The organism is Stenotrophomonas sp. PvP093, assembly GCF_017876915.1.
Classification (GTDB): Bacteria; Pseudomonadota; Gammaproteobacteria; order Xanthomonadales; family Xanthomonadaceae; genus Stenotrophomonas; species Stenotrophomonas muris.
Genome location: NZ_JAGIOX010000004.1, coordinates 407781 through 422254, shown reverse-complemented (window position 1 = coordinate 422254; position 14474 = coordinate 407781). Strand labels below are relative to the sequence as shown.

9 protein-coding genes are annotated in these 14474 nt (G+C 67.3%); 8 read left to right on the top strand and 1 reads right to left on the bottom strand.

Going from position 1 to position 14474, the window contains the following annotated elements:
• Positions 1-39: 39 nt before the first annotated feature.
• The 8 genes from J3A72_RS04650 to J3A72_RS04615 all read left to right on the top strand — a co-directional run bounded on the left by J3A72_RS04650 (position 40) and on the right by J3A72_RS04615 (position 12993).
• Entirely contained in the window at positions 40-3273 is a 3234-nt protein-coding gene (locus J3A72_RS04650) for an efflux RND transporter permease subunit (protein ID WP_209571970.1), read from the top strand.
• A 31-nt stretch (positions 3274-3304) separates the two neighbouring features.
• Positions 3305-6427: an efflux RND transporter permease subunit gene (locus tag J3A72_RS04645; RefSeq protein WP_075075634.1), complete on the top strand. Its 3123-nt coding sequence runs from the start codon at positions 3305-3307 to the stop codon at positions 6425-6427.
• A gap of 170 nt (positions 6428-6597) precedes the next feature.
• A complete protein-coding gene (yccS, locus tag J3A72_RS04640) occupies positions 6598-8775 on the top strand; it encodes a YccS family putative transporter (RefSeq protein ID WP_014648650.1) in 2178 nt (725 codons plus the stop codon).
• Between the two features lie 143 nt (positions 8776-8918).
• Entirely contained in the window at positions 8919-9713 is a 795-nt protein-coding gene (locus tag J3A72_RS04635) for an SDR family oxidoreductase (RefSeq protein ID WP_014648651.1), read from the top strand.
• A gap of 98 nt (positions 9714-9811) precedes the next feature.
• The gene (locus tag J3A72_RS04630) at positions 9812-11701 is read left to right on the top strand and encodes an MFS transporter (protein ID WP_014648652.1); all 1890 of its coding nucleotides are present in this window, start codon (positions 9812-9814) and stop codon (positions 11699-11701) included.
• A 221-nt stretch (positions 11702-11922) separates the two neighbouring features.
• Entirely contained in the window at positions 11923-12210 is a 288-nt protein-coding gene (locus J3A72_RS04625; protein WP_005419784.1) for a CD225/dispanin family protein, read from the top strand.
• 34 nt (positions 12211-12244) lie between these two features.
• Positions 12245-12523: a CD225/dispanin family protein gene (locus J3A72_RS04620; RefSeq protein WP_014648653.1), complete on the top strand. Its 279-nt coding sequence runs from the start codon at positions 12245-12247 to the stop codon at positions 12521-12523.
• Positions 12524-12567: 44 nt separating this feature from the next.
• A complete protein-coding gene (locus tag J3A72_RS04615; RefSeq protein WP_075075635.1) occupies positions 12568-12993 on the top strand; it encodes a DUF2752 domain-containing protein in 426 nt (141 codons plus the stop codon).
• A 478-nt stretch (positions 12994-13471) separates the two neighbouring features.
• Here J3A72_RS04615 and ampE read toward each other — a convergent pair whose 3' ends face one another.
• On the bottom strand, positions 13472-14359 hold the full coding sequence (gene ampE / locus J3A72_RS04610; RefSeq protein ID WP_014648654.1) for a regulatory signaling modulator protein AmpE: 888 nt from the start codon (positions 14357-14359) through the stop codon (positions 13472-13474).
• Positions 14360-14474 lie beyond the last annotated feature (115 nt).

The following is a 14474-nucleotide window of genomic DNA, read 5'->3' as shown; positions in this document are numbered from 1 at the left end:
CGCCGGCGCCGACATTGAAGTGCCAGCAAGGATCAGTCCGTGGGCTTTTCGACGATCTTCATCCGCCGCCCGATCGCCACCTCGCTGTTGATGGCGGGCCTGTTGCTGCTGGGCATCCTCGGTTACCGCAAGCTGCCGGTGTCGGCGCTGCCGGAAATCGATGCGCCCAGCCTGGTGGTCACCACCCAGTACCCCGGTGCCAACGCCACCACCATGGCTTCGCTGGTCACTACCCCGCTGGAGCGCCAGTTCGGGCAGATTTCCGGGTTGGAGCTGATGACCTCCGACTCGTCGGCCGGGTTGTCGACGATCATCCTGCAGTTCTCGATGGACCGCGACATCGACATCGCCGCGCAGGACGTGCAGGCGGCGATCCGCCAGGCCACCCTGCCCTCGTCGCTTCCCTACCAGCCGGTCTACAACCGGGTGAATCCGGCCGACGCGGCCATCGTCACCCTGAAGCTGACCTCCGACACGCGCCCGCTGCGCGACGTCAACAATTACGCCGACTCGATCCTGGCCCAGCGCCTGTCGCAGGTGCAGGGCGTGGGACTGGTGTCGATCGCCGGCAACGTGCGCCCTGCCGTGCGCATCCAGGTCAATCCGGCGCAGTTGTCGAACATGGGCCTGACCCTGGAGCAGCTGCGCAGCGCACTGACCCAGGCCAACGTCAATGCGCCCAAGGGCTCGTTGAACGGCAAGACGCAGTCCTACAGCATCGGCACCAACGACCAGCTGGCCAGCGCCGCCGAGTACCGCGACACCATCATCAGCTACAAGAACGGCCGCCCGGTGCGGCTGTCGGACGTGGCCGAGGTGATCGATGGCGTGGAGAACGACCAGCTGGCCGCCTGGGCCGATGGAAAGCCGGCGGTGCTGCTGGAAGTCCGGCGCCAGCCTGGTGCCAACATCGTGCAGACCGTCGAGCGCATCCGCGCGATCCTGCCGCAGCTGCAGGGCGTGCTGCCGGCCGACGTGCACCTGGAGATCTTCAACGACCGTACCGAGACCATCCGCGCCTCGGTGCATGAAGTGCAGTTCACCCTGATCCTCACCATCGGCCTGGTGGTGGCGGTGATCTTCGTGTTCCTGCGCCGGTTGTGGGCCACGATCATTCCCTCGGTGGCGGTGCCATTGTCGCTGGCCGGCACCTTCGCGGTGATGGCGTTCGCCGGCATGTCGCTGGACAACCTCTCGCTGATGGCGCTGGTGGTGGCTACCGGTTTCGTGGTCGACGATGCGATCGTGATGATCGAGAACATCGTGCGCTACATCGAGCAGGGCAAGAGTGGCAAGGAAGCGGCCGAGATCGGCGCGCGCCAGATCGGCTTCACCGTGCTGTCGCTGACCGTCTCGCTGGTAGCGGTGTTCCTGCCGCTGCTGCTGATGCCCGGCGTCACCGGCCGCCTGTTCCACGAGTTCGCCTGGGTGCTGAGCATCGCGGTGGTGCTGTCGATGCTGATCTCGCTGACGCTCACCCCGATGATGTGTGCCTACCTGCTCAAACCCGACGCCCTGCCCGAGGGCGAGGACGCGCATGAGCGCGCGGCAGCGGCCGGCAAGCAGAACCTGTGGACGCGCACCGTCGGGCTGTACGAGCACAGCCTGGACTGGGTGCTGGGCCACCAGCGCCTGACCCTGGCCGTGGCCGGTGGTGCACTGGTGCTGACCGTGCTGCTGTACGTGCTGATTCCCAAGGGCCTGCTGCCCGAACAGGACACCGGCCTGATCACCGGCGTGGTGCAGGCCGACCAGAACATCGCCTTCCCGCAGATGGAACAGCGCACCCGGCAGGTCGCCGAAGCACTGCGCCACGATCCGGATGTGACCGGCGTATCGGCGTTCATTGGTGCCGGCAGCATGAACCCCACGCTCAACCAGGGCCAGCTGTCGATCGTGCTGAAGGAGCGCAGCCAGCGCGATGGCCTGGAGCAGATCCTGCCGCGCCTGCAGAAGGCGGTGGCCGGAATCCCGGGCGTGGCGCTGTACCTGAAGCCGGTGCAGGACGTGACCCTGGATACCCGCGTGGCCGCCACCGAGTACCAGTACTCGCTGTCGGACGTCGATTCGGCAACGGTGGCGACCCAGGCCACGCGCCTGACCGAAGCGCTGCGCAAGCGCCCGGAACTGGCTGACGTGGACAACAACCTGTCCAACCAGGGCCGCGCCCTGGAGCTGAACATCGACCGCGACAAGGCCAGCGTGCTGGGCGTGCCGATGCAGACCATCGACGACACGCTCTACGATGCGTTCGGCCAGCGCCAGATCTCCACCATCTTCACCGAGCTCAACCAGTATCGCGTGGTGCTGGAAGTGGCGCCGGAGTTCCGCACCAGCACCGCGTTGATGGAGCAGCTGGCGGTGGCCTCCAACGGCGCCGGCGCGCTGACCGGCACCAATGCCACCAGCTTCGGCCAGGTCACCTCGTCGAACTCGTCGACCGCCACCGGCATCGGCGCGCAGAACACCGGCATCACCGTCGGCGCCGGCAACATCATCCCGCTGTCGGCGCTGGCCGAAGGCAAGGTCAGCAGCGCGCCGCTGGTGGTCAGCCACCAGCAGCAGCTGCCGGCGGTAACGGTCTCGTTCAACGTGGCGCCGGGCTATTCGCTGTCCGAAGCGGTGCGTGCAATCCAGGAGACCAAGGACAGCCTGGACATGCCCACCCACCTGCATGCCGAGTTCATCGGCAAGGCCGCCGAGTTCACTGGCAGCCAGACGGACGTGGTGTGGCTGCTGCTGGCCTCGCTGGTGGTGATCTACATCGTGCTGGGCGTGCTCTACGAGAGCTACATCCACCCGATCACGATCATCTCCACGCTGCCGCCGGCCGGTGTCGGCGCGCTGCTGGCGCTGATGCTGTGCGGCCTGAGCCTGTCGGTGGATGGCATCGTCGGCATCGTGCTGCTGATCGGCATCGTCAAGAAGAACGGCATCATGATGGTGGACTTCGCGATCGAGGCCCGCCGCGCCGGTACCAACGCGCACGAAGCAATCCGCCGTGCCTGCCTGCTGCGCTTCCGCCCGATCATGATGACCACCGCCGCGGCCATGCTGGGCGCGCTGCCGCTGGCCCTGGGCACCGGGATCGGCTCGGAGCTGCGCCGCCCGCTGGGCATCGCCATCGTCGGCGGCCTGCTGCTATCGCAGCTGGTCACGCTGTACACCACGCCGGTGATCTACCTGTACATGGAGCGCTTCTCCGAGTGGCTTGCCCGCCGCCGCGAGCAGCGTGCGTTGCGCGACGGGTCGCTGCAGGAGCCGCAGGCATGATCCACGCCCCGCTGCTGCGGGGGGCCGCGCGATGAACCTGTCCGGCCCCTTCATCCGCCGCCCGATCGGCACCGCGCTGCTGGCCATCGGCCTGTTCATGGTCGGCCTGATCTGCTACCTGCGCCTGGGCGTATCGGCACTGCCGAACATCGAGATCCCGGTGATCTTCGTGCATGCCAGCCAGTCCGGCGCCGATGCGGCGACCATGGCCTCCACGGTTACCGCGCCGCTGGAACGCCATCTCGGCCAGCTGCCGGGCATCGACCGCATGCGCTCGTCGAGCTCGGAAGGCAGCTCGCTGGTGTTCATGATCTTCCAGAGCGGCCACAACATCGATTCGGCCGCGCTGGACGTACAGACCGCGATCAACTCGGCGCAGGCCGACCTGCCCTCGGGCATGGGCTCGCCGATGTACCAGAAGGCGAACCCGAACGACGACCCGGTCATCGCCATCGCGTTGACCTCGCAGACGCAGTCGGCCGATGAGCTGTACAACGTCGCCGATTCGCTGCTGGCGCAGCGCATCCGCCAGATCAGTGGCGTCGCCTCGGTCGACATCGCCGGCGCGTCGACGCCAGCGGTGCGCGTGGACGTCAACCTGCGCCTGATGAACGCGCTGGGCCTGACCGCCGATGACCTGCGCAATGCGGTGCGCGCGGCCAACGTGACCTCGCCCACCGGCTTCCTCAGCGACGGCAACACCACCACCGCGATCATCGCCAACGATTCGGTGGCGCGTGCGGCCGACTTCGCCGACCTGGTGGTCAAGACCCAGGGCGATGGCCGGGTGATCCGCCTGAAGGACATCGCCAACGTCTACGACGGCCAGCAGGATGCCTACCAGGCCGCGTGGTTCGACCACAAACCGGCGGTGGTGATGTACGTGTTCACCCGTGCCGGCGCCAACATCGTGGAGACCGTGGACCGGGTCAAGGCGCAGATCCCGACCCTGCGCGACTACCTGCAGCCAGGCACCACGATGACGCCGTACTTCGACCGTACGCCGACCATCCGCTCGTCGCTGCATGAAGTGCAGATCACGTTGCTGATCAGCCTGGCGATGGTGGTGCTGACCATGGCGCTGTTCCTGCGCCGGCTGGCACCGACGCTGATCGCCGCAGTGACCGTACCGCTGTCGCTGGCCGGTGCCGCGCTGGTGATGTACGTGATGGGCTTCACCCTGAACAACCTGAGCCTGCTGGCGCTGGTGATCGCGATCGGCTTCGTCGTGGACGATGCGATCGTGGTGATCGAGAACATCATGCGCCACCTCGATGAGGGCATGCCGCGCATGCAGGCGGCGCTGACCGGCGCGCGCGAGATCGGCTTCACCATCGTCTCGATCACCGCCTCCCTGGTCGCGGTGTTCATCCCGCTGCTGTTCGCCAGCGGCATGATGGGCGCGTTCTTCCGCGAGTTCACCGTCACCCTGGTGGCGGCCATCGTGGTCTCGATGATCGTCTCGCTGACGTTGACCCCGGCGCTGTGCAGCCGCTTCCTCCGCGCCCATGACCACAGCGCGCCGCCGTCGCGCTTCGGACGCTGGCTGGATGCCGGCCACGAGCGCATGCTGCGCATCTACACCGTGTTCCTGGACTTCTCGCTGCGCCACGCGCTGCTGCTGTCGCTGACGCCGCTGATCCTGATCGGCGTCACCATCTTCCTGTTCGGGGCGGTGAAGAAGGGCGCGTTCCCGCCGCAGGACACCGGCCTGATCTGGGGCCGCGCCAATTCCAGCGCCACCGTCTCCTTCGAGGACATGGTCGCCCGCCAGCGTCGCATCACCGACATGCTGATGGCCGACCCGGCAGTGAAAACCGTGGGTGTGCGCCTCGGCAGCGGCCGTCAGGGCTCCAGTGCACAGTTCAACATCGAGCTGAAGTCACGCAGCGACGGTCGCCGCGAAACCACCGCACATGCGTTGGCGCGACTCAGTGCCAAGGCCGATCGCTACCCCGACCTGCAGTTGCGCCTGCGCGCGATCCAGGACCTGCCCAGCAACGATGGCGGCGGTTCCAGCCAGGGCGCGCAGTACCGCATTTCCCTGCAGGGCAACGACCTGGCTGCTTTGCAGGAATGGCTGCCCAAGCTGCAGGCGGAACTGAAGAAGAACCCGAAGCTGCGTGACGTCGGCACCGACGTGGACAATGCCGGACTGCGCCAGAACATCCAGATCGACCGCGCCAAGGCCGCGCGCCTGGGCATCACGGTCGGCGCCATCGACGGCGCGCTGTACGGTGCGTTCGGCCAGCGCCAGATCTCCACCATCTATTCGGACATCAACCAGTACAGCGTGGTGGTCAACGCCCTGCCCTCGCAGACCGCCACCCCGGCGGCGCTGGATGAGGTGTACGTGCGTGCGCGCAACGGCGACATGGTGCCGATCACCGCGGTGGCCACGCAGATGCCCGGCCTGGCCCCCTCGCAGATCACCCACGAGAACCAGTACACGACGATGGACCTCAGCTACAACCTGGCTCCGAACGTGAGCATGGGTGAGGCCAAGGCGATCATCGATGCCACCGTCGCCGGCATGCGCATGCCTGGCGACATCCGCCTGGCCGACGATGCGGGCTTCGGCTTCAATTCAGATCCCAGCGACATGCTGATCCTGGTGTTTGCCGCGATCCTGACCGTCTACCTGGTGCTGGGCATGCTCTACGAGAGCCTGATCCACCCGGTCACCATCCTGTCCACGCTGCCGGCGGCGGGCGTCGGTGCGCTGCTGGCGTTGTTCGGCACCAACACCGAACTGTCGGTGATCTCGATGATCGCGCTGGTTCTGCTGATCGGCATCGTCAAGAAGAACGCGATCATGATGATCGACTTCGCCCTGGTGGCGCAGCGTGAGCATGGGCTGGCGCCGCGCGACGCCGCACGCGAGGCCAGCATCGTGCGCTTCCGCCCGATCATGATGACCACGATGGTCGCGATCCTGGCCGCCGTGCCGCTGGCGATCGGCCTGGGTGAAGGGTCCGAGCTGCGCCGCCCGCTGGGCATCGCGATGATCGGCGGCCTGCTGTTCTCGCAGAGCCTGACCCTTCTCAGCACGCCTGCGCTGTACGTGATCTTCTCGTGCCTGGCCGAGCGTTGGCGCGCACGCCGCGCACGCAGGCGCGAAGCCAAGCTGCTCAAGCGCGCGCAGCGGGCGTAGAAGGGCCCATCCACGCGCGGCGTGGATCTATGGGTAGAGCTGGCCGCTGGCCGGCTTTCTCCGTACCGCAAATCTGCCGGCCAGCGGCCGGCACTACCGGATTCCTGCGCGGGCTGTCCCCTTCACCCCACACCCGCAATAATGGTCGGAGACCCTTCCGCCGAGCCTGCATGTCCGCCCGACAATCCCGCCTCAGCCGCCTGTGGGCCCACGAGAAGGCCAGTTACGGCCTGCGGGTGTTCATCGCCCTGACCGCGGCGCTGGCGGTGTGCTGGCAGCTGGATGCGCTGACCGCCTTGCCCGGCGTGTTCCTCGGCATCATCGCCAGTGCCATCGCCGAAACCGATGACAACTGGTGGGGCCGGACCAAGGCGGTGGCGCTGTCGCTGCTGTGCTTCTGCATTGCCGCAGCATCGGTCATCTGGCTGTTCCCGTGGCCGTGGATCTTCATCGGCGCGCTGGCGCTGTCCACCTTCGGCCTGACCCTGCTCGGCGCGCTCGGCGAGCGCTATGCGTCCATTGCCCAGGCCACGGTGACGCTGGCGATCTACACCATGATCGGCCTGGAACAGCACGGTGCCAGCGACCTGCACAGTGCGCTGGAAGCGGTCAGCCACCTGCTGGCCGGTGCGGTCTGGTACGGCCTGCTGTCGATCCTGTGGACCGCGCTGTTCGCCAACCGGCCGGTCCGCGAGCGGGTGGCGCGACTGTACGTTGAGCTGGGCCGCTACCTGCAGCTGAAGGCCGCGCTGTTCGAGCCGGTGCGCGAAGCCGACCTGCAACGTCGCCAGCTCGACCTGGCCGAACAGAACCGCCGCGTGGTCGGCGCGCTGAACGAGGCCAAGACCGCGATCCTGGCCCGCTTCGGCCGCTCCGGCCGACCCGGCGTGAACTCCGGCCTTTACCTGCGCCTGTACTACATGGCGCAGGATTTCCACGAGCGCGCCAGTTCCTCGCATTACCCGTACGGCGCGCTGGTGGACGCGTTCTTCCACAGCGACGTGCTGTACCGCTGCCAGCGCCTGCTTGACCTGCAGGGACAGGCCTGTGCCCGCCTGGGCGAGGCAATCCGGCTGCGCCGTCCGTTCGTGTACGGCGAAGGCAACCAGCAGGCCGGGCGCGACCTGGCCGATGCGCTGGCCTACCTGCGCGACCAGCAGCGGCCGCAATGGCAGCGCCTGCTGGGCTCGCTGGACCTGCTGGTGCACAACCTGCGCAGCATCGAACGGCGCCTGCTGGATGCCGAGCGCTCCGAAGCCAGCCTGGACAACGTCGATACCCGCCTGCGCGACAGCAACCCGCACACCCTGCGCGAGATGGGCGTGCGCATCCGCCAGCAGCTTACGCCCGGCTCGGTGCTGTTCCGGCATGGGCTGCGCATGGCGCTGGCGCTGATTGCCGGCTTTGCAGCGATCCGCCTGTTCAATGCGCAGAACGGTTCGTGGGTACTGCTGACCATCGTGTTCGTGTGCCGGCCCAACTTCGGCGCCACCCGCCAACGCCTGGCCCAGCGCATCGTCGGTACCCTGGCCGGACTGGTGCTGACCTGGGCGCTGCTGCAGCTGTTCCCGCAGCTGCACGTGCAGCTGCTGATCGCCTTGCTCTCTGCACTTCTGTTCTTCTTCACCCGCACCGACCGCTACCTGGTGGCGTCGGCGGCGATCACGGTGATGGCACTGACCTGCTTCAACCTGATCGGCGACGGCTTCGTGCTGATCGTGCCGCGCATGGTCGATACGGTGCTGGGTTGCGCGATCGCAGCGGCGGCCGCGTTCCTGGTCCTGCCCGACTGGCAGGGCCGGCAGCTGCATCTCGTCCTGGCACGCGTGCTGGACACTGCGGCTCGCTACCTGGATTCGGTGCTGGGCCAGTACCGCAGCGGCATGCGCGACGACCTGGCCTACCGCATCGCGCGGCGCGACATGCACAATGCCGATGCCGCGCTGTCCACCGCACTGTCGAACATGCTGCGTGAGCCCGGCCATGTGCGCCGCAATCTGGATGCCGGCTTCCGCTTCCTGGCGCTGTCCAACACACTGCTGGGACACCTGTCGGCGCTGGGCGCGCATCGCGACCAGGTGGACAGCTATGCGGGCGACCCGCTGGCATTGGCGGCCGGCGAGCGCGTGCGCAAGGCACTGCAGCAACTGGCCTCGGCGCTGACCGCACGGCAACCGGTCGCCGACGATGACAACGACGCCGACCGCGCGGTGGCCGCCGAGCTGGAGCAGATCGACGAGGCGATGCCGCCGAAACTGCAGCTGATCCGCACGCAGATGGCGCTGGTACTGCGGATGCTGCCGAAGGTGCGGGCAGCGGCCAATGAAGCGGTGACCAGCCTGACCTGACTCCTCATCGCTGATCGGAGAGCCCACCCACGCGTGGCATGGGTCAATTGCGCCGTGTGCAACGGCGCGTTGCGCCTGGCGCTGCGGTTCGATCACGCGGCCGCGCGGATACTGGGCAATTCCCCCCGCTCCGGACTATCGCCATGAAAATCGAGCTCAGTGGCCGCACCGCGCTGGTCACCGCCTCCACCGCCGGCATCGGCCGGGCCATCGCCCAAGGACTGGCCAGCGCTGGTGCGCGTGTCATTCTCAATGGCCGCAGCACCGACAGCGTCGAGCGCGCCCGCCGGCACCTGCTCGCCACCGTGCCGGGAGCCGACGTGCTCGGCGTCGCCGCCGATCTCTCTGATGCAGCCGGTGTCGAGACACTGTTGGCCGGCCTGCCCAAGGTCGACATCCTGGTCAACAACGCCGGCATCTTCGGCCCACAGGACTTCTTCGAGACCGATGACGCGACCTGGGAGCGCTACTGGCAGACCAACGTGATGTCCGGCGTGCGCCTGTCGCGTGCGCTGCTACCGGCAATGGTCGATGCCGGCTGGGGCCGCGTGCTGTTCATTTCCTCCGAATCAGCGCGCAACATTCCCGCCGACATGATCCATTACGGGGTCAGCAAGACCGCGCAGCTGTCGTTGTCGCGCGGCCTGGCCAAGCGCGTGGCCGGCAGTGGCGTCACCGTCAACGCGGTGCTGCCCGGCCCGACCCTCTCCGATGGTTTTGCGGCGATGTTCGAGGATGAACGCCAGCGCAGCGGCAAGCCGCTGGAGCAGATCGGCCGTGAGTTCGTGATGGCGCACCGGCCGTCCTCGGTGATCCAGCGCACCGCCACGGTCGAGGAAGTGGCCAACATGGTGGTGTACCTGGCCTCGCCGCAGGCCTCGGCAACCTCGGGTGCGGCGCTGCGCGTGGATGGCGGCGTGGTCGACGATATCGTCTGAGAGTGCTGGCAGGTGTGCGGACCAACGGTCCGCACCCACAGGTCCGCATCCACAGCGGAGGGGAAGGAATGCTAGGCTGCGCCGGTCAAGGAGGTTCCATGTCCGGTCACAACCAGTTCGCCCTGCTGCGCCAGCGCCGTTTCCTGCCGTTCTTCGTGGTCCAGGCGCTCGGTGCGTTCAACGACAACGTGTACCGGCAGGCGATCATCAGCATGTTGCTGTTCATGGCTGTGCCGGAGGAAGAACTGGGGTTGTACGCCACCCTGGCACCGGCCATCTTCATCCTGCCATATTTCCTGTTCTCGGCGCTGGCCGGGCAGATCGCCGACAAACTGGAAAAATCGCGACTGATCGTGATCACCACCACCATGGAGATCGTGATCATGTCGCTGGCGGCCACCGGCTTCCTCACCCAGAGCCTGCCGGTGCTGCTGGTCGCGCTGTTCTGCACCGGCATGCAGTCCACCCTGTTCGGCCCGGTGAAGTACTCAGTGCTGCCGTCGGTGCTCAGGCCAGAAGAGCTGACCGGCGGCAACGGCCTGGTCGAGATGGGCACCTCGATGTCGATCCTCTCCGGCATGATCGTCGGCGGCCTGGTGTTCACCGTGGCTGGCAGCCACGGCACGGTGGTGGCCGCGTGCGCGATCATCGCCCTGGCGATCTGCGGCAACATCGCCGCCCGCCTGATTCCCAAGGTCGATGCCGGCGACCCGAATCTGAAGATCAACTGGAACCCGTTGCCGGAATCGCTGGCGGTGCTGCGCATGGCGCGCCAGCAGAAAGCCGTACGCAACTCGATCCTGGGCGTGTCCTGGTTCTGGTTCGTCGGCACCGTGCTGACCTCGCAGTTGCCGGCCTATGCGGTGACCAACCTGGGCGGCCAGCCGACCCTGTACATCTTCGCGCTGGCCCTGTTCTCGGTGGGCACCGGCGTCGGCTCGCTGCTGTGCGAGAAGCTGTCAGCACGTACGGTGGAAATCGGCCTGGTACCGCTGGGCGCGTTCGGCATGACCGCGTTCCTGCTCGACCTGTACTTCGCCCGCAGCGGCGAAGCGACAGTGCACGGGCTGACCATCGGGCCGTTCCTGCAGCAGCCCGGCAGCATCCGCATCGTCATCGACCTGATCGGCATCGGCCTGTTCACCGGCATCTTCGTGGTGCCGCTGTTCGCACTGATCCAGAGCCGCACGCCGAAGGCGCAGATGTCGCGCGTGTTCGCCGCACTGAACATCCAGAACTCGGGCTTCATCGTCGCTGCGGCGCTGCTGTCGCTGGCCGCCCACAAGCTGCTGCACTGGACCATTCCGCAGCAGTTCCTGGCGCTGGCCATCGCCAACGCGCTGGTGGCGATCTACATCTTCACCATCGTCCCCGAATTCCTGATGCGCTTCCTCAGCTGGCTGATGGTGCGCACCCTGTACCGGCTGCGCCCGCACGGCATCGAGGCCAACGTGCCGGACGAAGGCGCCGCACTGCTGGTCTGCAACCACGTCAGCTACATGGACGCGCTGATCCTGTCGGCGACCATCCCGCGCCCGGTGCGCTTCGTCATGTACTACAGGATCTTCAACATCCCGGTGATGCGCTGGATCTTCCGGACCGCCAAGGCGATCCCGATTGCCGGGGCGCGCGAAGACCCGGCGCTGATGCAGCGTGCGTTCGATGAGATCGACGCGGCGCTGGCCGAAGGCGAACTGGTCTGCATCTTCCCCGAGGGCGCGCTGACCCGCGACGGGCAGATGGCGCCGTTCAAGTCCGGCGTCGAGAAGATCCTCGAGCGGCGGCCGGTGCCGGTGGTGCCGATGGCGCTGCGCGGCATGTGGTCGAGCATGTGGAGCCGCCGCGACAGCCGCCTTGGCCGCATGCGGGTGCCGCGTCGTTTCCGCGCCACGGTCGAGGTGGTGGCGGCACCGGCCGTGGATGGCCGCACCACCAGCGCCCCGGTGCTGGAGGCCCAGGTGCGGGCCCTGCGTGGTGATCACGCCTGATCGACCGCACGGACACGGGTAGACCGTCCCAGCGACAAGCCCCCATCCTCGCCCTCCGATGCATCGCAGAGCTCCGTCAGATGCGTCAGATCAAGGGCCATACCGGCCAGTATCTGACTGTAACCGCATACATGCAGCGCGGGTTGAGGTAGATTACGCACCCACAGGGGGGAGGTTCGGCCGTTTCATCATGGCCGGCCACCAAGGAATGGAGTCTTGCTTTGAATCAACCGCCACCGCTCAGCCGTCCGGTCTACATCCCCAACCATCTGGTCTGGGCGATCCTGACGACGCTGTTCTGCTGCCTGCCGTTGGGCGTGGTGTCGATCGTCTATGCCTCCCAGGTCGATGGCCGCCGCGCCGCCGGCGACCTGCCGGGGGCCTACAGTGCGTCGCGCAAGGCGGGCTGGTGGGCGGTGGCTTCGGCCGTGGCCCTGCCGGTCCTGTTGCTGTTGTGGTTCGGGCTGTTCGGCGGCTTGGCCGTACTGGGCGCTCTTTCCGACCAATGATTCACCACCACCACCCATCAAGGAGCTTGAACCCATGAACACCGCCACTCCGCAGGTCCCGAACAATCTGGTCTGGGCCATCCTGAGCACCCTGTTCTGCTGCCTGCCGGCCGGCATCGTGTCGATCGTCTACGCCGCGCAGGTCAACGGCAAGCTGGCCGCTGGCGACATCGCCGGTGCCCAGGACTCCGCCGCCAAGGCCAAGAAGTGGGCGATCTGGTCGGCCATCGCCGCCGTCGTGGTCGGCGTGCTGTACGGCATCCTGATCGTCGCTGTCGGCGGCATGGGTGCAATGAACAACAGCGGCTACTGATCCGCGTGGACGGATCCGGCGCCTGCGCCGGATCCGTTGCTGCAATGTCCGCACTTCCCGCCCGCTCCCGATTCGCCCGCTGGGCACCGCTGCTGGCCGCCACCGGCCTGGCTGCCGGTGCCGCGGTGGTGCTGCGCAATGTCAATCCGTATGTCGCCGGCAATCCTTTGCCGAGCTGCCCGCTGTACGCGCTGACAGGCCTGTACTGCCCGGGCTGTGGCAGCACCCGCTGCCTGTATGCACTGGTCCATTTCGACCTGCCCGGCGCGATGGCGATGAACCCGCTGCTGGTCATCAGCCTGCCGTTCCTGCTGCTGATGCTGCTGAACGTCGCCGGCATCCGTCCGCGCGTGCTCGACCCGCTGATGCGGGTACTGGCCAATCCCACGTTCTGGCTCTGGGTGCTGCCCGGGTATGCGCTGCTGCGCAACCTGCCGTGGGCACCGTTCACCGCACTGGCACCGATCTAGGTTTCCAGCCAACGGCCGCAGCCCCTCGTGGTGGGCGGCGTTTGAAGGCAGAAGCCTTGGGGTTGGCCGGGCGGGATGGGTTTGCGGGGGACGCCGTGAATCCGTCCGTGGAGGCTTGGCCGCGGCATCCATGCCGCGGACACCCCCGCAAACCCATCCCGCCCGACCACGGACAGTTTCCGTGTGCGTCCACCACGGAAAAGAAAGAGAAGATCAAAAGCAGAAGCGGATCGCTTCGCTGCGCTCGCTCGGAGCCGAGCATGGCTCGGCTCTACAGAACGTCAGTGCGCGGAAAACTGTCGAAGACGGGGTGGGTCGGATGGCGGGGGTGTGAGCCGCATGGATGCGGCGACCAAGCCTCCATGGACGGATTCACGGCGTCCCCCGCCATCCGACCCACCCCGCCGACCCGCTGCAATCCTGCCGTTGCAGTTGCTGTCGACTCTGCAGGTGCAGGGCTGCAAGCCCTGCAAAACAACTACGTCACCCAGCCTGCAATCACCAGCAGGGCGAGGACCGCCAGCCACAGCAGCAGCATCCGCCACACCAGGCTCATCGCATCACGCAGGTCCGGCAACCGCTGCCACACCGGCAGCAACCCTGCCTCGGTGTAATCGTGCGCATCCTCACGCAGCTCGGCGTTGACGCTGGCCCGCGCCACCGCGCCAAGGAACCCGATGTTGCCGGCCAGGCGTTCGCCATGGGCCTGGCGCCAGGCCTTCCACGCCGTATCGAAATTGCCCACCAGCGCCATCGAGAAGGCCATCAGCTGCGCCACCGGCCACTCGATCCAGCCCAGCAGGCGCTGCGCCAGCGCCAGCGGCTCCACCGGCACGCGTGCGCGCATCGGGCTCTCCGCCATCAGCGCCAGCAGCCGGTAACCGAGCGCGCCAGCCGGGCCCAGCAACAGGAACCAGAACAGCACCGCGAACCAGCGCCGCAGTGCGTTGAGCACCGTCGCCTCGACCAGTGACGGAATGTCCTCGCGCAGGCTGCCGCCGGCCGACTGCAGGTTGCGCACTGCAGCCTGCCGCGTCGCCGCATCATCGGCATCGATAATGGCCTCGATATCGCGGTCCAGGTCACGCGGGCCCCAGCACCAGGCCAGCACCGCCACGCCCAGCAGCAGCGACGGCAGGCCGAACAGCACCCCGCGCAACAGCCACGCCAGCAGCACCATCAGCAACAGCGGCGGCAGCAGTGCCAAGGCAACGCCGGCCGGTCCCTGCCAGGCCTTGCCACCACGCGCATCCAGCCAGCCCAGCCAACGCCGGAAACCGTCGAAACGGCGCAGCGAGGCAGCAGCGGCCGGAGCAACATGGCCCAGGGCCAGTGCCACCAGCACGGCGGCCAGAGTGGTGAACATGGCAGGTCTCCCTACGAAACAGAACGCTCGGCGCCGCTACCTTACCTGTCGCAGCGGCGCCCTCCGCGATGACCCGCACTGTAACCCGGGCCGTGTTCAGGTGGCGGCAATGCAA

Bases quoted from the DNA above. Each gene is read 5' to 3' on its own strand.
- ampE (WP_014648654.1), bottom strand. From the start codon at position 14,359: ATGTTCACCACTCTGGCCGCCGTGCTGGTGGCACTGGCCCTGGGCCAT.
- J3A72_RS04630 (WP_014648652.1), top strand. From the start codon at position 9,812: ATGTCCGGTCACAACCAGTTCGCCCTGCTGCGCCAGCGCCGTTTCCTG.
- J3A72_RS04635 (WP_014648651.1), top strand. From the start codon at position 8,919: ATGAAAATCGAGCTCAGTGGCCGCACCGCGCTGGTCACCGCCTCCACC.
- J3A72_RS04645 (WP_075075634.1), top strand. From the start codon at position 3,305: ATGAACCTGTCCGGCCCCTTCATCCGCCGCCCGATCGGCACCGCGCTG.
- J3A72_RS04620 (WP_014648653.1), top strand. From the start codon at position 12,245: ATGAACACCGCCACTCCGCAGGTCCCGAACAATCTGGTCTGGGCCATC.
- J3A72_RS04615 (WP_075075635.1), top strand. From the start codon at position 12,568: ATGTCCGCACTTCCCGCCCGCTCCCGATTCGCCCGCTGGGCACCGCTG.
- yccS (WP_014648650.1), top strand. From the start codon at position 6,598: ATGTCCGCCCGACAATCCCGCCTCAGCCGCCTGTGGGCCCACGAGAAG.